This window comes from Yeosuana sp. (assembly GCF_057126245.1).
In genome coordinates, this window is record NZ_DBNGMQ010000020.1 from 1 (window position 1) to 18,303 (window position 18,303).

Sequence of the window (18,303 nt, forward strand, 5' to 3'; positions counted from 1 at the left end):
CAGTTCAGTAAAGGTTAGATAAATACCCGTTATAAACTATACTTTAACGATACAATAAAATTCCTTCCGGCAGCTGCAATACCAGAGGAATAGGTTTTATAACGCTGGTCTGTAATATTCTCTAAACTCACTGTAACGCTCGTGTCTTCAGATATTTGATACCGTGTTCGTACATTTAATGTAGTCCATGACGGAGAAAACGGATTTCCGTTAGCGTCAGAAGCGTAAATATAATCCTTACCTATTTCAGAAGGCGCTAATTGATTATATGATAGTTCCCCGTTATAGTTAGCAAATACATCAATTTTAAAAGCATCTGTATTCCAAACCAAATGTATATTTCCAAAATTTGGTGCCGCATGACGTAATGAGGTTTCCATACCGCTATCATCTTCCTCAGTGCCACCAATCACACTATATTGTGAGGTTAATGTTACCTGCTTACTCATATTTAACTCCATACCTGCTTCAAAACCATAAATCCATGCTTTTGACGCATTTTGCATCGCCTGAACATTACTTAATTCGCCATCATACATAATCTCTGTATCGCCGTTTAAATTATAATCTCTTCTAACCAAGGCATTATCTAAATAAGTATAATAGGTACTCAAATCAAAAATTAAGGTGTTTCCAAAGTTTAGTTTTAACCCTAGGTCGCCACCATAAGCGTATTCTGGTCTTAAATGTTGATTAGGAACTACTACAGATCCTGGTTCAGAATCAAACACCTTGCCTACATCGTCAATATTAGGTGCTCGAAAAGCAGAAGATGCATTAAGTTTCCATTGCAAAATTGGGTTTGGCGCCCAACTAATTCCTGCTGTTCCTGTTAAAGCGCTGGACGTATTTTTAGCCGAATCATAAGGTAAATTTAAGTAGGCATTATTTTCTTTAAAACTGGCATTGGACATAATATGATTAAAGCGCAACCCAGATTGAAATACAAATTTCTTGTTTGGTTTGTACTTAATACTCGAATAGATTGCTGCCGATTGCCAACTAGCGCCATTAGGATATCTCGATACGGTTGGGGTTAATGTATTTGTAACAATATTCTTTTCGTCACCATGAGACATAATTTTGTTATACACATATTCCAAACCATAGAAAAATCGTGTTTTAGAACTCAGCTTTTTTTCTAAATCTAAATTAAAGGAATACGCATCAACAGCCTCTTCCCTAATATTTTGTATGTCTGATTGAAAATCTCTATCGACTCTACTTTCTTGAAAATTTTGATAAGCCATGGTTACTTTTAACTTATCATACAAATTTGAAAGACTACTTAATTTAGTGATTTGGGCATTAACCATGAACCATTTTTGGGGTCCGTAATACCACTGTGCAGAACGTAAATTATCCCCTCTATAACGTATTAATCTGTCGTAACGCGGTATATCGTTTGTGGTTGTATAATACAAGCCTAAATCAAAACTCAAACTGTTGTAGGGTTCGAACCTAACTTTCTGCATCAGGTTATATTGATCGTAACCTGATTGACGCTGCACTAGGGGATTGTTATTTTGAATCATAACATCTTCATTATCGATTCTTGTAACAAATTCATTCCTTAAATAGTCTTTCGGACCGTGGCTACCCATTCTTAAATCGTTAAAATTGGTAACACTGGCATTGGTTAAAAATGCCCATTTTTTTTGTCCGATATTAAAATCAAGATGTGCTGTTTTTTCATCGCTTGCAGAAGCATATCTCAAAATTGTGTTTGTGTGTACCTCAAGAGAATCTGTATAAGACAATATGGGTTTTTGCGTATAAAAACTCATAACACCACCAACTGCATCACTACCGTAAATAATAGATCCGGCACCTAAAGTAACTTCTGCATTTTTTATAGAAAAGGGATCAATAGAAATAACATTCTGCGAATTTCCCCCTCTAAAAATGGCATTATTCATCCTTACACCATCAACCGTAATTAATAGTCTGTTAGTTGAAAACCCCCTTATCATTGGGCTTCCACCACCTAATTGACTTTTTTGGATGTAAACCTGACCCGTAGTTTCAAGTAAATCTGCACTCGTTTGTGGATTTACAAACTGTACATCCTTCGTGTTTACACTTACAATTTTTTGTGGAATATCTCTTTTTATCTGTTCAAAATTAGAAGCCGAAATAACTATTTCGTTTAGATCCTGTGTATTAATATCTAAATAAACAACATTAACTTTTTCTATTTGTGATTTTTCTAACTTTTTTACAACATGAATTAAGTGTTGAAAATATAAAATATCGTTTGATGAAAATTTATCTAATGTCGCCTCACCCTCTAAATTAGTAATCACACTTTTAGTTTTATTAACGTTATAAATAACAACTCCAAAAATAGGGGTTTCGGTAACCGAATTAAGCACTTTAACCTGCTGAGCTTTTATGAACGACGTTGCTAAAAGAAAAAGAAAAATGAGGTAATTTAATTTCATATGTTTAATTAAACACTTGATTTAATATCTGTAATGATTTTAGCTTTTTGAAATTGCCTAAATGCAATTCGTAATAAAGTAATATCATATTTAAAAAAGACTGTCTTTGTTTTGTATTCAATTTTATATGAGATAAGGCATCAAATTTTGTGCCTAACAGCTGTTTTAGAATGATTAAATTTTCACCTGAAACAGCATAATCACTATGTTGTTTTATTTCAAACTTACCATCTTGTAGATTGAAATATTCATAATCCAAATGAATATTTTCTGGATAAAAACCCAAATATTTTGTTAAGTTAACCAAAAAAAGCAAATGAAAATTTGAACAATCAGAATGTGTGTCTAACCATAACAGAGTGGTTTCTAAATAACTAAAAAGAATATCGTTTGCTTCTTCTTCTTTTAACGTATTAGTAAGTACTTCAGACAAAAACATAACGATAGCACTTTTTGATATATTTGAATGTAGACTACTGTATAATTGACTGATTTTAGTCTCTTTGATGGTATGTAATGACCTGTTTGGGTTATAAGCAATGACCAATTGAAGTTGAGATAGTAATTGAAAATAGGCCGTTCTTGTTAGTCCTTTTTTACTCTTTAAAACGCCGCGCAATAAAAAACTTAAAACACCATAATGCTGTGTATAGCATTTTACAATTAAATCGTTATCACGATATTTTATTTTAGAAAGAACAATGGCATTGGTAGTAATAAGCATTATCTAACTACCATTAATTTTAAAACTCTAGTCTCAAAGGTATCTAAATCTGAAAGCATGATTAAATAAACGCCAGATGCCACTACATTGTTAGCCAAGTTTTTACCATTCCAATAAGCTGTGCCTCCGTCAATTTCCAGATTATAACCATTGTATCTTAAATTAGTTCTTGATTGTGCTTCAGCCACCAGATTTCCTTCAATGTCTGTAATTTTAATATTTATATTTTCAGAAATATCTTTAATTTTAACTTTCTCGTCTACAATATTAAAACCAGGCCTCACAGGGTTAGGATATGCGTAAGCACTTAATAAGTCTTCTTGTGGTGCAGAACCACCGGAAAGAAAAGACACCAAGCCATTATCTGTAGCTATATAAACTACCCCAGAGGTATCATCAATAGAAAGATCTGTAATATTATCAGAAGGCAACGGTGAATTACTTTTAGTGAAATGATAAATGGTTTTTTGACCATCTGAAGACAAATAAAATAACCCTGAACCAATAGTACCTATCCATTTGTTGTTAGAACCATCAACTTTAATACTCGATATATGTTGCTGAAACAGTAATTCTTTAGCTATCCCATCTTCAAGAATGATTATCTCTTCTACTCGTAAATTATCATCTGTAAAAAAGCCGGACGTATTGTATAAAACTCTTAATCCTTTAAAAGTACCTATCCAGAGCTGATTACGTTTATCGAGCGCTAAGGCTGTAGCAAACGGAAAGGGCATGTTTTGGTCTGCTTTATAAATCCCTTTTATTAATGGATTTCCTCCATTTTCATTGAACCCAATGACTCCATAAAAATAACCAGCTGTCATCCATTTTGTTTGATCATTATCAATCACAATATCGGCAAAACCATTATTATCAAATGCATCGGGAATAACCGCATTTAATGTATAGGATTTCCATTGATTGTTTGAAGGATTAAAGGACTTTAACTGATTATCAACTTGACCAGAGGTTGTCCATAAAAATCCATTAGTATCAAATGTTGATGCTCCCACTCTAACATCAATATAATTGGGGTTATTTGGTAGTTTTAAAGATTCTAATCCGCTATTTGTCTCATTATACAAAAACGTAGGAATTTCATCATTAACTTCTAATAAACCACTAAAAAATGAACTTATAAATACTTGATTGGTGTTTTCTGGATTTATAGAGATTGCATTTAAACATTTTGCATCAAAAACATCACTATAGGGTGTGTTTATCCATTCTTCATTTTTTAAATGACTAAAACCATAACTATTCAACGGGTAGGGATTATAAAAAATATCATACTCTCCATAGGTAACCCAAAGATTATTTGGTGTCGCATTAATAGAAAACGGGGTGTTTCGTAATGGCCCAGAAGGATGAATTTCCTCAAAAATGGTTGGAGACAATATAGATGTTTTTAAAACCCCAAAATCTTTAGTCCCTGCATAAATAAAGTCATCATATACAACCGCTGAGGTATAATCTGTAGTAAATTCAACACTCGTTGAAACTTGAGCTAGAGCATTAAAATTTGAATCATAAACAAACACATTGCTTTTAGTTGTAATGATTAAATTTCCAGAAACCGAATTCATATATAAAGGAGGGTCACTATATACAAACAACTCCGATAAAACATCATTTACTATTTGATAAACTCTATTATTGGTTCTGATAACAAAAAGATTATTTTCAACTGTCTCTACGCCTATAAAATCACCGGAGGATACTACTTGCCAATTTTGAAAATCAATTAAATTAGGATCTAAAACAGATGCTTTTCTTAAACCACTACCGTTTTGACATGCTGCATAAATAATATCTCCAAAAACTGCAGTTTGCATTACTATTGTTTGACTGCCTGAATTACCAATAAAAAAAGTGTCTGCAAATTCTAAACGATCAAGATTATAAACTGAAATCCCGTAATTAGTCGCTATATACACAAGACTGCCGTACTCATTAAAATGATTAATTCTTTTGCTAGTTGGAGGAATAGTTACCTTATCAATAACATCTACAATAGTAAGTACGCTATCATCATTATCAAAAGCAATTTCTATGAGTCCATTTTCATATCCAATCAATAAAAGTTGATACGTTTCACTATAATAAATGGTTGAAATCTGTTCACCTGAAAGCCCATTTATAGTTGTAATCTCATTAATTTCTTTAGTTTGCTCGTCATAACTGAAAATAGCATTTTCAGATGCTGCATAGACTTTATTATTTCCCTTTACAACATCAATAATGTTATAAAATGAAAAGTGGCCTTGCCATAACGCAGAATAATCTTGGGCAAACTGTAAAAACGGAAAAAGAAAAATGATTAAAAATATTATCCTTTTTAACATAGATGGTATTTTAACTTTCAAATATATTTATATCTAACGAGTTTTACTCAAAAATGATATAAATTAAACAAAAAAGCTTCCTGTAATTAGGAAGCTTTTTTGTTTAATTTATATATGTTTTATACAATTCCTTGATCTAACATAGCGTCTGCTACTTTAATGAAACCTGCAATATTAGCACCTTTTACATAGTCTATATATCCATCATCTTGAGTGCCAAATTTGATACATGCCGAATGAATCGATGACATCATTTGATGCAGTTTAGCGTCAACTTCTTCAGAAGTCCAATTTAATTTCATCGCATTTTGTGACATTTCTAATCCAGAAACACCAACACCACCGGCATTAACGGCTTTTCCTGGTCCAAAAGGAATTTTTGAATGATGAAACAATTCAACAGCTTCTGGGGTACACCCCATATTAGAAACCTCTGAAACATATGTAACACCGTTAGCAATCAATTTTGCAGCATCTTCTCCATTTAATTCATTTTGCGTTGCACTTGGCATCGCTATATCACATTTTACTTCCCAAGGTTTTTTATCTGCCATAAATATCGCTTCAGGAAACTCCTCGACATAGGGGGAAACAATATCATTATTAGAAGCTCTTAGTGCTAATAAATAGTCTATCTTATCAGCATCTAATCCTTTTTCATCATAAATATAGCCATCTGGACCAGAAATAGTTACAACCTTTCCGCCTAGTTCGGTTACTTTTAGAGCAACACCCCAAGCGACATTACCAAAACCTGAAACACAAACTGTTTTACCTTTAAAAGAATCGCCATTAGATGCTAACATTTCACTGGTAAAATATGTTGCTCCAAAACCAGTGGCTTCCGGTCTAACCAAACTACCACCCCAATTAAGTCCTTTACCGGTAAAAATACCTGTATTTTCTATTTGAAGTTTTTTATACATTCCATACATATAGCCTATTTCTCTACCGCCAGTGCCTATATCGCCTGCGGGCACATCGGTATTTGGACCAATTACATGCCATAATTCTAGCATAAAAGCTTGACAAAAACGCATGATTTCAGTGTCCGATTTTCCTTTTGGATTAAAATCTGAACCACCTTTAGCGCCTCCCAAAGGCAATGTTGTTAATGCATTTTTAAAAGTTTGTTCAAAACCTAAAAATTTTAAAATACTCAAATTTACACTAGGGTGCAATCTAATCCCTCCTTTATAAGGACCAATAGCATTATTAAATTGTATTCTGTAACCTAGATTAACATGAACTTGACCTTCATCATCTAACCAAGAAACTCTAAATGTAAAAACACGATCTGGCTCAACTAATCTTTCAATGATTTTAGCCGACTCATATTGTGGATTTTCGTTGTAAATACTTTCAATTGATTCCAGTACTTCGTGTACTGCTTGTAGGTATTCCTTTTCGCCAGGATGCTTGGTTTCAAGGTTTATCAAAATGTTTTTTACATTCATAATCTTTAAATATAAAAGTGTTTAAAATATACTGCAAAAATACCAATATTAAATTCAATAATTCATAATTTAAATCCGTATATTTTATTAATTCAATAAATTGAACTATGGTTTTAAAATATATCTGGTTTACTTTATATTGAATAAAATTAAATTACATAAAGCCTTCAGGAGGTAAATCGTCAATTGAGTTTTCTAACGATTCTTGATGCTTAATAATTTTAAATCCTGATTTAAAAATTGCAGCCTTATTGCTTTTACCCTCAATAATAATAGTTAATGGGTCGTTAAAACAAATGTGTCTTAAATACTCATCTTCATAACATGCTTCTTGTTTATTTAAGTAATCCAAATCAAAATAACCATCATTAATAAAAGGGTTAATAGTAAAATATCCTACTTTAAAAGAAGTTAAATTTTGAAAGAAATGTGTTCCTTGACTTGGGTCAATTCTAAAATCATTTAAGCCGGCCTCTACTATTATTTTTGCAGAAGAAATTTGTGGCCAAATTACAGGAATACCTAACCAAGGATCACTAGAACCCCATCTTCCTGGGCCTACTAAAATATATTGCTGATCTTGTTCAGAAAATTTTTTATTTATTTTCTCAACAGCTGAAGCTATTTCTCTTGTGTTTGCAGGATTGAAAGTTTCTGGTTTTACATAAACAAAATTCTTTATATGATCGTAAGTGCCATTTCCTAAAGCAGATTCTGAATAAATAATGGTGTTATCTATATTGAAATCTTTAGGCAATTCGTTATTTGTTATAACACTTTCAACAATGGGTCTTATTTGTAAAAAACTAAATATTCTAGGTTGCCCCTTGGGAACGTCTAAGTTTACAGCAAACTCTATTTCAATAGGGTTTCTCATTTCGCGTTGTCCAATATGTAGCAAATCCTTTAAAATATCTGGCAAAGGAAATGAATCATACTTCAAAACATTATCGAACGTTATAACCCTTATGCCATCGTGTAAAACACCTGGTCTAATAATGTTATTTTGTAAATCATAAGTTGACGCAACAAATTTTAAAGAAGGATGGTTTTTAGCCTGTCTCATCGTAACCTTTCTTTTGTTAATTGCCTCACTAGTTGAAACCTTGTAGCTTTTAGGATCTAGATCCAAACCATAAAAATACTGTTGTGTATCTCGTTGCGTAGAATCTGGTGATGATAATTGCAGAACCTTTTTAGGATGGTATGGTGAAAAGCGTAAACTATGTCCGCCGCCTACAATAATTTCACCTAATCCCAAAGCAATATTAGCGATTCCTTCATTTGGTTTTTCATTTCCTATGGGATAGAAGTTAATAGATCGTGCAACTCCGGAAATATTTGGATAATAAATATCATCATATTGCTTGCCTGTTAATTCTTGAAGAATAACAGCCATTTTATCTTCTTCTATAGTATGTGCAGTTGCCTTTAGATATGCCTTACTAGCTTGGAAAAAAGCCGATGCCATTACCGATTTAATAGCATTAGATAACATTTTCAGCATATCTTTATTGTTGGTGTTTGGAATCATATATGTTGCAAACACACCTGCAAAAGGCTGAAAATGAGAGTCTTCCAAAACACTTGATGAACGCACTGCTATTGGTCTTTTTACAATATTTAAAAATGCTTGAACATCATCTAAAACCCATTGAGGCAACGGTTTTGAAATAAATTTATTTAATATTTCATCATCATTATTTGAATTTGCGACATACCTGATTAAATCATGTTGTTCTATAAATTCATCAAAAACTTCAGTACTAATAACGACCGTTCTTGGAATGGAAATACTAACATCCTCGTATTTTCTAAATAGTTTATGACGTTTTAAAAATGAATCTATAAATGCCAACCCACGCCCTTTGCCACCAAGTGACCCTTCTCCTATCCTAGCAAAACCTAAGTATTCATCATATTTTTCTTTTTCAAATTTTACAATAACACCTCTAGATCTATAAATGCGGTAGACACTTATGGCTTCTATTAAAAATTCTCTAATTTGTTCTACCTCTTCAAAATCATCATACTCCACATTACTAAAAAGATTAGCCAATGGAAATAAGGCCCTAGATTTTAACCATTTAGAATATTCACTGCGTTTGGCATGATAAGTAATAGATGCTTTAGTAACCGTTTTTAAAGCCTTTTGGAATTCGCTTAAACTTTTAACAACCTCTAAAACTTTCATTTGTTCAGGATCCCAAAATTCAAAATCACCAAATGAAAAATATTTGTTGATATAGTTTTTTAAATCTGTTCCTAATGTTTCAGAGTGTTTATGTAAAAATTTACCTTTTAGTTCAAGAGCTCTATTTTCATTATCTTGATCCGATGATTGAATTAAAAAAGGAAAATACCGTTGTGAACTTCGTACATATTTTAAAAATTCAAAACCTGCTTCAGGATCTCTTTTGCCCCCTTTAAAATAATTAACATCCGAAATAACGCCTAATAAATTACTTTTGTATTTTTCAAATAGTTCTAAGCCTTCTTCATAAGTTGTTGCCAATAACATTTTTGGACGCCCTCTCATCAGCATCATACTTCTATGCTCATTTAGCCCTTCAGACATAAAAGCATGGGTCTGCTTTAAAAGAATTTTATAAATAATAGGCAAATACCGTGAATAGAATTTTAAAGAATCTTCTACCATTAAGATAGCTTTAACGCCAATTTGATTAATATCTCTTCTGGCATTCATTCTATCTTCTGTCAATTTTATAATTGCCAAAAAAATATCAACGTTCCCATTCCAATGAAAAACAAAATCAATGATACCTTTATTGTCTTTTTCTAATTTACTTCTTAATTCTGAAGAGTAAAAGCTCAAAGCTGCAATTGGAACCTCTGGAAAGGCTCCTTTTATCTCCTTTGACGTTTCAAAAGCGTTATATTTACCTATATCCAACCATGTTATGACCAAATCAATTTTCACTTCGGCCATTAATTTTATTGCTCTTTTTGTAGAGTTTGCTTGAACAAAATTTGGCGGATATCGTAAGTTTAAATCTGTGTATTCGTTAAAAATGCGCTCATCTATTCTGCCATCTTCTTCTAACATGTAAAAATCATAGTTAGAACAGACTATAAGAATTTTATTAATTCTGTTTTGCATTAATTCACTAAATGCAACTTCTTCAAATTCATGGTTTCTTAAATCTGGTAATGGTTTCCTGCGCATTTTTTATTTAAACAATAAAGGTATTTTACTTTATACAGTCCCTTGAGCTAACATGGCATCTGCTACTTTAACAAAACCAGCGATGTTTGCACCTTTTACATAATTAATATACCCATCTTCTTCTTTTCCGTATTGGATACATGAATCATGAATATTAGACATAATCTCTTTTAGTTTTAAATCAACCTCATCTCTTGTCCAGTTAAAACGTAACGAGTTTTGAGTCATTTCTAAACCAGAAGTTGCTACACCACCGGCGTTTGATGCTTTTCCGGGCGCATACAGTATTTTTGCCTTTTGGAATGTGTGGACTGCATTAATAGTAGAAGGCATGTTGGCACCCTCACTAACACAAATACATCCATTACTTAAAAGGATTTTCGCATCAGCCTGATGAAGTTCGTTTTGCGTAGCGCATGGTAAGGCTATATCACATTTTACACCCCAAGGTGTTTTTCCTTTTTCAAATTTTGCATTTGGATAGTTTTTCACATATTCACTAATTCTACCTCTTTTCACATTTTTTAGTTCCATAACGTAAGCTAATTTAGCTTCGTCAATGCCTTCAGAATCATAAATATATCCAGATGAATCAGATAAGGTTAATACTTTAGCGCCTAAATGAAGACATTTTTCGGCAGCATATTGAGCCACATTTCCAGATCCAGATATCACAACTTGTTTCCCTTTTAAATCTTGCCCTTTTGTTTTTAACATACTTTGCGCGAAATACACAGTTCCATAACCTGTTGCTTCTGGTCTAATTAAAGAGCCCCCCCAAGATAATCCTTTACCAGTTAAAACACCTGTAAATTCATTTTTTAGTTTTTTATACATTCCAAAAAGGAATCCAATTTCTCTTGCGCCTACACCTATATCTCCTGCAGGCACATCTGTATTAGGTCCAATATGTCTAAATAATTCACTCATAAAGGAATGACAAAAACGCATTATTTCACCATCACTTTTACCTTTAGGATCAAAATCACTTCCACCTTTTCCACCCCCCATTGGTAGCGTAGTCAAAGCATTTTTAAAAACTTGTTCAAATGCTAGAAATTTTAAAATACTCATGTTAACAGTTGGGTGAAAACGTAAACCACCCTTAAATGGCCCTATCGCTGAATTCATTTGAATTCTATACCCTCTATTTACTTGAATCTCACCAGAATCATCCACCCAGCAAACCCTGAAAGTAAAGGCTCTTTCCGGTTCTACCATTCTTAAGAGGATATTTTTACCATAATAAATATCGTGTTTAACGATGTAAGGAATTACAGTTTCTGCAACTTCCTCAACAGCTTGTAAAAATTCCGGTTCTTGACCATTTCTTTCTTTTACAAGATCTAAAAAGCCTTCAATATTTCTTTTCATGTATACTAATTTGAATTATTAATTATGAACTTTGTGATTTTATCCTACAAAGATACGATATCTATAAAAAAAAGGTCTTTATTTTTAGAATTTCGTAATAAATAATTTTTTCTCATTTTATACGTTTTTATATTTATTTGTTTCTAATTCCAGTTTTTATATATTTGCTTGGAAATGCCTCAAAATAACAAACCTTATCATGCTTAACTTGAAACATTTAGCTTTTGCTTTTTTCTTGTTTGCGCTAACAACACAAACCACTTATTCTCAAATAGGCTTTTCTCATGAAATAGGAATAGTTGGAGGTCCTTTACAACTTAGATCAGATTTTGGCGTTCGCGAAAGTGATAAAACAAATTTTGGTAATTCAGGATTTGGAATTGGCATTGTTCATTATATGAATTTTTCATACAAGCCCCGTTTAAATTATTTTCGCTCAAATACATATTTTGATGAGCATTTTAAAATACGGAATGAACTTTCTTGGAATAAAACAAACCTGGAGCATTTAGGACAATGGGTTGATCCTTCAAAAACTTCAGAGGATGCAAAGCGTTTAAGAGGTCATAAAGGTGTAGCCAATAATATTGATATAGGAACTGAACTAGAGTTTTTTCCTTTTGATATTCATGCCTTTGAAGTTTTACAATACAAATTTGCACCTTTCGTGAGTTTAGGCGTGCATTATACATTTTTTACTCCAAAGGTTAGTACCACTTACGACAATCCTGATTCTGGTGCTTACGGAGATGTTTTAAATCCTTCCAATTTTTATTCTAATTGGGAGCCAGGATCGGTAGATGCCTCTCCCGGAAATACGTTTTCAATTATATCTAGTATTGGTATTCGTTATAAACTTAATAAACTATCTGATTTAATGCTTAATTTAAGAGGGCAATACTATATTAACGATTGGGTAGATGGTTTAAATCACCAATTAAATTCAAACAAATATAACGACTGGTTACTCTGGGTAAATGTTGGTTATATCTTTTATTTAAATAGATAGACATTCTAATCAATAGCTTGATTTAAATCTGCAATTAAATCATCTATATCTTCAATTCCAACACTTAATCTTATTAAAGAATCAACCACCCCTGTTTTTTCCCGTTCTTCCTGTGGTATACTTGCATGCGTCATGCTTGCAGGGTGACCACAAAGTGATTCAACGCCGCCTAATGATTCAGCTAATGTGAAAATTTTTAAACTTTCAACAATTTTTATGGCTTCATCATAATTATTACCTTTTGTTGTAAACGACATCATGCCTCCAAAATCGCTCATCTGAGATTTCGCTATGCTATGATTTGGATGATCTTCAAAACCTGGCCAATAGACCTTTTCAATTTTTGAATGATTCTTTAAAAACATCGCAACCGCTCTCCCATTTTCACAATGGCGTTGCATTCTTATATGCAATGTTTTTATGCCTCTTAAAACTAAAAAACTGTCTTGTGGCCCACAAATTGCACCACTAGCATTTTGAATAAAATATAGACTATCTGCTAATTCTTTATCGTTTACAATAAGGCCTCCCATAACCACATCACTATGTCCTCCTAAATATTTAGTCGCAGAATGCATCACAATATCAGCCCCCAAATCAAGTGGTTGCTGCAGATAAGGTGTAGCGAACGTGTTATCGACCGCCAATATTATTTTGTGTTTTTTTGCGATGTTTGATACGCCTTTAATATCAATAATATTCATCATGGGGTTCGTTGGTGTTTCTACCCAAATAAGTTTCGTATTGTTATTGATATACCCTTCAATATTTGAAGCATTTTGCATACCTATAAAATGAAATTTAATACCAAAATTTTGAAATATTTTTGTGAAAAGCCTAAACGAACCACCATACAAATCATTGGTTGAAATAACCTCATCGCCCGGCTTTAAAAGTTTCATAACGGCATCAATAGCCGCTAAACCAGAACCAAATGCCAGTCCATAATTACCGTTTTCAATACTTGCAAAGGCATTCTCTAAAGCATTTCGGGTAGGATTATGTGTTCTTGAATATTCATATCCCTTATGGCCGCCAGGTGTTGTTTGTGCATAGGTACTGGTTTGGTATATAGGTGGCATCACAGCGCCATAGGCTAAATCGTGTTTTTGACCTCCATGGATTGTTTTAGTATTGAATTTCATAAATTTTGATTTATGCATGGTTATTAATGTTATACATGCTTCTTTCTAACAGATTTTTACAAATGTAGTTTTTAATTCGGTGTATTCAAATGCAATAATTATCTTTAAGGTAGGTTAAACTATAACATATGTCATACAATAAATATATTTTCTTAATCTGCTCTTTTTTTCTTTTTCAGACCTGTGAAGAAGAAGAATACATAACCTTTTCTGAAGTTAATATCACAACTAAAAACAATTCATTAGTAGACATAAATATTCCAAAAGCATCAGGTAATAGCGCAAAATCAGAAGAAATAAATAATGAATTAAGTCATATTATAGCCAAAGAATTACAAATTGGAGATTCAGATAACGCTACTTCTAACTCTATAGAAGAAAGCATTAATTCTTTTAATAAAGAATACTATTCTTTTATAACAGATTTCCCTGAAAGCAACCAAATATGGGAAGCACAAATTGATGGCGATGTTATATTTCAGTCTGAAGAAATAATAACAATCTCTTTAACTTCCTATATTAATACGGGGGGGGCCCATGGTATTTTAACCATCACAATAACCAATTTTGATGCGCTTACGGGAAAGCGCATCCCAAATACAGATTTAACTAATAATCCAGAGCGTTTTAAAAACATTGCTAAAACATTTTTTGACAATACTATTAAAGATAAAAGCACACTTTTTAAGCCTGAAAATTTTTCGCTTCCGGCTAATATTGGATATACCGAAGATGGCATACTTTTTATTTATAACACTTATGAGATAGCGCCATATTCAAGCGGTCTTATAGAATTCACAGTGCCTTTTAAAGATATAGATAGTTATCTAGTTTTTAACAGCTCTATATAAGGCCATAATATATCCCAGATGCATCCCTTCATGAAATAAGGTAAATTGAAAAGCATCATCAATATTTTTTAAGGTATTTCCTGTTGTTGAAACAGTATATTCTTTATAATCTTTAAAAAGGTTTTTATTGAAATCTTCTTTGGTTTTTTCAATAGTAGAAAATAGTAACACCTTGATTTCATCTACTTCTGCTTGCTCTACAAACCCTTCAGGCTTTGTGTCTTTCATATATTTAGCTATCAAAGTATCATTTACAATCATAGGCAAACCAGATAGCTTATATGCTAATAATTGCTGCGTAACCAAGATATGACCAATATTCCAGATAATGTTATTGTTAAATCCTTTCGGTATTTTATTTAAATCGTTAAGCGTTAATTTTTCTAAATAATTATTAAAAAATTTACGTGTATTTGGAAGTACTTCTAATGTAAAATGCATGTTATTTATTTTTTTCATAAATATACTTTTAAAAGATATAATTACTTTATTTTGTTACAAATTTTATTAAAGAGATGAAAAAAGTATATTACTTAAAAACATGCAGCACCTGTTCTAGAATTTTAAAAGAATTAAATCTTTCTTCAGACTTTATTTTACAAGATATTAAAACCGAAGAAATCACGGTAAAACAACTGGAAGAGATGAAAGAACTTGCTGGAAGCTATGAAGCTTTATTTAGCAGAAAGGCAAAACTCTACAAAGAAATGGACTTAAAAAGTCAGAACTTAGAAGAGAGAGATTACAAACATTATATACTTGATCATTACACGTTTTTAAGTAGACCTGTGATTATTTATAACAATCAAATTTTTGTTGGAAACTCAAAAAATGTGGTTGAACATGCTAAAAAAACAATTCATAATATTCATTAAAAAAATTATTTAGGCTCCATAGTTCAAGGGATAGAACAAAAGTTTCCTAAACTTTAGATCCAGGTTCGAATCCTGGTGGAGTCACTAGAGCCTTCAGCCAATCAAGTTGAAGGTTCTATTTTAATCCTTTATCAGAAATATATTTAGTGGCAGTTTTTCCACTGTGCTTTTTAAACATGTAATTGAAATGAGTATAGCTATTTATTCCAACGGCATCCATTGCTTCTTGTATGCGGTCACAACCTTCATCAAACATTTTTGTGGCATACTGCATTTTTATATTATTGATAAAAGATGTTGTCGTTTGTCCTAATAATGCTTTCAATTTTCGATGAAGTTGCATTCTACTTAGTCCAATTTCTGTGGCAAAATCCTTTGTAGAAAAGTCTGGATTGCTAATATTGTTTTCAATTATTTTTGAAATTTTTGTTATAAGTTTCTGATCATATGGCGAATAGTGTTTTTTTACTTCGATTGTGATATTTTGTGTAATTAAGAACTCTCTAAATTTGTTTCTAGTATTTAAAATATTGACAATTTTTTGATGCAGTGATTGCGTATTAAAAGGTTTTGTAATATAATCCCAGGCACCAGCTTCAAGACCAATTTTGATATGTTCCTCTGCTGTTTTAGCAGTTAGTAAAAGTATAGGTATATGTGATGTCTTAATATTTTTTTTTAGCTCTTTACACATTTCAATACCGTCTAATTCAGGCATCATAATATCGCTTATAATAATATCAGGCACATGGTTAACTGCTTGTTCAATTCCTTCAAGACCATTAGACGCCTCCAATATTGTATAATGAGATTTTAGACTGTTTTTTAGATAGGCTCGTAAATCATAATCATCTTCAATAACCAGAATACTCTCACGTTTTTCTGAACTTTCCTTTTTTGACTTATCAAATTCAATTGATACATCACTAAAGGAATTGATTAATTTGCTCACTTGGGAAAGTTCATCATTTTGGTAGTCTTTTTCAGAAACAGGAATTGTTACAATAAATTCTGCTCCGCCATAATTACTGTCTGTGACATTAATTTCTCCCTTGTGCGCTCTTATTAATTGATAACTTAAATGAAGTCCAATTCCTGAGGAAGAACGATCTTTACCGTGAACAAAACGTTCAAAAACCCTAATTTTTTCTTTATCAGGAATTCCTTTTCCGCTATCTTTAATAATGATATTTGCAATCTTTCTGTTCTTCTTCCAAATGGGTTTTAATTCAATTTCAATGATTCCATTTTTAGGCGTGAATTTAAAAGCGTTAGACAACAAGTTATAAAGAACTTTTTCAATGATATCTTTATCAAAAAAGCACTCAAATGAATCTGGTGTTATAACATTTAAGTTAATTTCATCACTTTTTGCCTGCCACAAAAACGCTTTAGTGGTTTCTTTCGTGAAATCAGCAAGATCATTTGAAGATACTTTTAGAATATTAAGATTCGCATTTACTTTTCGAAAATCTAATAATTGATTTACCAAAAACATCATTCGTTTAGTATTACGCTGCACTATCTGAAAACAAAAATCACGACGTTCTTTGCTTAAAGCAGACTCCATAAGGTCGTTAAGAGGACCAATTATTAGTGATAATGGCGTTTTGAATTCATGTGCTACATCAGTAAAAAAAGTGAGTTTAAGTTCATTAATTTCTTGATCCTTGTTATGCTGAATGTTTTCCAGTTCTATTTGATGTTTTAGTTTCTGTCTATTATTAAGAAAGAAAATAAAGCTTAAAATAACACCTGATATTAATGCAATATATAATAAATATGCCCATATGGTAAACCAAGGAGCCGGTAATATGTTTATAATGATTTTTTTCGGGTTACCACTCCAAACGCCATCATTGTTTGCTGCTTCAACATAAAAAGTATAACTCCCTTGTTTTAAATTTGAATACGTTGCGAATTGATGATTACCAACAATATGTATCCATTCTTTATCATATCCATCTAATTTATATTTAAACATGTTTTCGGAGGCATTAGCGTAATTAGTGCCAGCAAATTCAAATAGAAAATTATTTTGTTTATAATTTAAAGTAAGTTCTTTAGTTAGGTTTATTGATTCCTGAAGTACTTTTTGACCAAAATAACTTTTCTCTGGAGAAATACTAATGTTGTGAATTTTAAAATCAGAAATTGCAACATCCGTTTTATAAGAATTATCTGTTATTTCAATAGGATCAAAATAGTTTATCCCATGAATGCTTCCAAAAAATAATTTGCCATCCTCATCTTTTCCAACGGCTTCAGTAAATGTGCTAGATTGTAACCCGTCTTCATAAGTATAACGCCGTACATTATTTTTACTTATATCAAAACGAATAAGTCCCTGTGAATTGGTAAGCCAAAGATTACCTCCGTCATCCTCAAGAATCCCCATAATCTTCCTGTTAACAATACCGTCAATAGAAATTTGGCTAATTTTATTTGAATCGATTGGTTTTCTTAAAAGACCTGCATCTGTTCCAATCCATAGCGTTCCGTCTTTACTTTTAAGAAAGCACCAAATAGTGTTGTTTGTAATACGGTAACTATTTTGCATGGATTCATTATAAACTTCTAGCGAAATAAAATGGCCTTCACTGGTCAAATTCAGTTTGTAAAGCCCGTCGGAAATAGTTCCAATCCAAATACAACTGGCATCCTTGTCATAAAGTAAGCTAAAAATTCTTTTGCCTCTTAAAATTTCAGTTTGAGGGTATAAATAATGTATCCAGTCAGTATTATCACCATTTCTAACAATTAGTCCTGAAAATGAACCAAAATAAATGTGGCTGTTTCCATCTTCACATATTGAAGAAACTTCTAGTGGGAAAATAGGATCATGCCTAGTAATTAATTTATCTTGTCTTAAATACAAATCATTTTTGT

Annotated in this window: 12 protein-coding genes and 1 tRNA gene; 4 read left to right on the top strand and 9 right to left on the bottom strand. The window is 32.0% G+C overall.

Annotated elements, in window-relative coordinates; genetic code table 11:
* Positions 1 to 29 precede the first annotated feature (29 nt).
* From AC15TD_RS02200 to gdhA (AC15TD_RS02225), 6 genes are all read right to left on the bottom strand, one after another.
* The gene (locus tag AC15TD_RS02200; RefSeq protein ID WP_484450504.1) at positions 30 to 2,444 is read right to left on the bottom strand and encodes a TonB-dependent receptor plug domain-containing protein; all 2,415 of its coding nucleotides are present in this window, start codon (positions 2,442 to 2,444) and stop codon (positions 30 to 32) included.
* Between the two features lie 4 nt (positions 2,445 to 2,448).
* Positions 2,449 to 3,168: a DNA repair protein RecO gene (gene recO, locus AC15TD_RS02205; RefSeq protein WP_484450505.1), complete on the bottom strand. Its 720-nt coding sequence runs from the start codon at positions 3,166 to 3,168 to the stop codon at positions 2,449 to 2,451.
* Entirely contained in the window at positions 3,168 to 5,516 is a 2,349-nt protein-coding gene (gene porZ / locus AC15TD_RS02210) for a type IX secretion system anionic LPS delivery protein PorZ (RefSeq protein ID WP_484450506.1), read from the bottom strand. The genes recO and porZ overlap by 1 nt, the downstream gene beginning before the upstream one ends.
* 119 nt (positions 5,517 to 5,635) lie before the next feature.
* Positions 5,636 to 6,973: an NADP-specific glutamate dehydrogenase gene (gdhA, locus tag AC15TD_RS02215; RefSeq protein ID WP_484450507.1), complete on the bottom strand. Its 1,338-nt coding sequence runs from the start codon at positions 6,971 to 6,973 to the stop codon at positions 5,636 to 5,638.
* A 154-nt stretch (positions 6,974 to 7,127) separates the two neighbouring features.
* Positions 7,128 to 10,160, bottom strand: coding sequence for a PEP/pyruvate-binding domain-containing protein (locus AC15TD_RS02220; RefSeq protein ID WP_484450508.1), 3,033 nt, complete (start codon positions 10,158 to 10,160; stop codon positions 7,128 to 7,130).
* 30 nt (positions 10,161 to 10,190) lie between these two features.
* The gene (gene gdhA, locus AC15TD_RS02225; protein ID WP_484450509.1) at positions 10,191 to 11,534 is read right to left on the bottom strand and encodes an NADP-specific glutamate dehydrogenase; all 1,344 of its coding nucleotides are present in this window, start codon (positions 11,532 to 11,534) and stop codon (positions 10,191 to 10,193) included.
* Positions 11,535 to 11,733: 199 nt separating this feature from the next.
* On the opposite strand from gdhA (AC15TD_RS02225), the gene AC15TD_RS02230 reads away from it, so the two are divergent.
* The gene (locus tag AC15TD_RS02230) at positions 11,734 to 12,543 is read left to right on the top strand and encodes a THC0290_0291 family protein (protein WP_484450510.1); all 810 of its coding nucleotides are present in this window, start codon (positions 11,734 to 11,736) and stop codon (positions 12,541 to 12,543) included.
* A 5-nt stretch (positions 12,544 to 12,548) separates the two neighbouring features.
* Here the strand turns inward: AC15TD_RS02230 and AC15TD_RS02235 are convergent, their stop codons facing one another.
* Positions 12,549 to 13,706 (bottom strand): cystathionine gamma-synthase, encoded by a 1,158-nt coding sequence (locus AC15TD_RS02235; protein WP_484450511.1) that lies wholly within the window; start codon positions 13,704 to 13,706, stop codon positions 12,549 to 12,551.
* Positions 13,707 to 13,816: 110 nt separating this feature from the next.
* On the opposite strand from AC15TD_RS02235, the gene AC15TD_RS02240 reads away from it, so the two are divergent.
* Positions 13,817 to 14,539 (top strand): DUF3298 and DUF4163 domain-containing protein, encoded by a 723-nt coding sequence (locus tag AC15TD_RS02240; protein WP_484450512.1) that lies wholly within the window; start codon positions 13,817 to 13,819, stop codon positions 14,537 to 14,539.
* On the opposite strand, the gene AC15TD_RS02245 is transcribed toward AC15TD_RS02240, so the two are convergent.
* Positions 14,516 to 14,998 (bottom strand): DinB family protein, encoded by a 483-nt coding sequence (locus AC15TD_RS02245; RefSeq protein ID WP_484450513.1) that lies wholly within the window; start codon positions 14,996 to 14,998, stop codon positions 14,516 to 14,518. The genes AC15TD_RS02240 and AC15TD_RS02245 overlap by 24 nt on opposite strands.
* 56 nt (positions 14,999 to 15,054) lie before the next feature.
* On the opposite strand from AC15TD_RS02245, the gene AC15TD_RS02250 reads away from it, so the two are divergent.
* Both AC15TD_RS02250 and AC15TD_RS02255 read left to right on the top strand, forming a co-directional pair.
* Positions 15,055 to 15,414 carry an arsenate reductase family protein gene (locus AC15TD_RS02250; protein ID WP_484450514.1) on the top strand — a complete coding sequence of 120 codons (360 nt, stop codon included), beginning with the start codon at positions 15,055 to 15,057 and terminating at the stop codon, positions 15,412 to 15,414.
* Positions 15,415 to 15,426: 12 nt separating this feature from the next.
* A tRNA-Arg gene (locus AC15TD_RS02255) sits at positions 15,427 to 15,498 on the top strand.
* Positions 15,499 to 15,529: 31 nt separating this feature from the next.
* Here AC15TD_RS02255 and AC15TD_RS02260 read toward each other — a convergent pair.
* Positions 15,530 to 18,303: hybrid sensor histidine kinase/response regulator transcription factor (locus tag AC15TD_RS02260; protein WP_484450515.1), on the bottom strand; the 2,774-nt coding region annotated here is incomplete at its 5' end.

Bases quoted from the DNA above. Each gene is read 5' to 3' on its own strand.
- AC15TD_RS02220 (WP_484450508.1), bottom strand. From the start codon at position 10,160: ATGCGCAGGAAACCATTACCAGATTTAAGAAACCATGAATTTGAAGAA.
- AC15TD_RS02235 (WP_484450511.1), bottom strand. From the start codon at position 13,706: ATGCATAAATCAAAATTTATGAAATTCAATACTAAAACAATCCATGGA.
- AC15TD_RS02245 (WP_484450513.1), bottom strand. From the start codon at position 14,998: ATGAAAAAAATAAATAACATGCATTTTACATTAGAAGTACTTCCAAAT.
- porZ (WP_484450506.1), bottom strand. From the start codon at position 5,516: ATGTTAAAAAGGATAATATTTTTAATCATTTTTCTTTTTCCGTTTTTA.
- AC15TD_RS02250 (WP_484450514.1), top strand. From the start codon at position 15,055: ATGAAAAAAGTATATTACTTAAAAACATGCAGCACCTGTTCTAGAATT.
- AC15TD_RS02230 (WP_484450510.1), top strand. From the start codon at position 11,734: ATGCTTAACTTGAAACATTTAGCTTTTGCTTTTTTCTTGTTTGCGCTA.
- gdhA (WP_484450507.1), bottom strand. From the start codon at position 6,973: ATGAATGTAAAAAACATTTTGATAAACCTTGAAACCAAGCATCCTGGC.
- recO (WP_484450505.1), bottom strand. From the start codon at position 3,168: ATGCTTATTACTACCAATGCCATTGTTCTTTCTAAAATAAAATATCGT.
- gdhA (WP_484450509.1), bottom strand. From the start codon at position 11,534: ATGAAAAGAAATATTGAAGGCTTTTTAGATCTTGTAAAAGAAAGAAAT.
- AC15TD_RS02200 (WP_484450504.1), bottom strand. From the start codon at position 2,444: ATGAAATTAAATTACCTCATTTTTCTTTTTCTTTTAGCAACGTCGTTC.
- AC15TD_RS02240 (WP_484450512.1), top strand. From the start codon at position 13,817: ATGTCATACAATAAATATATTTTCTTAATCTGCTCTTTTTTTCTTTTT.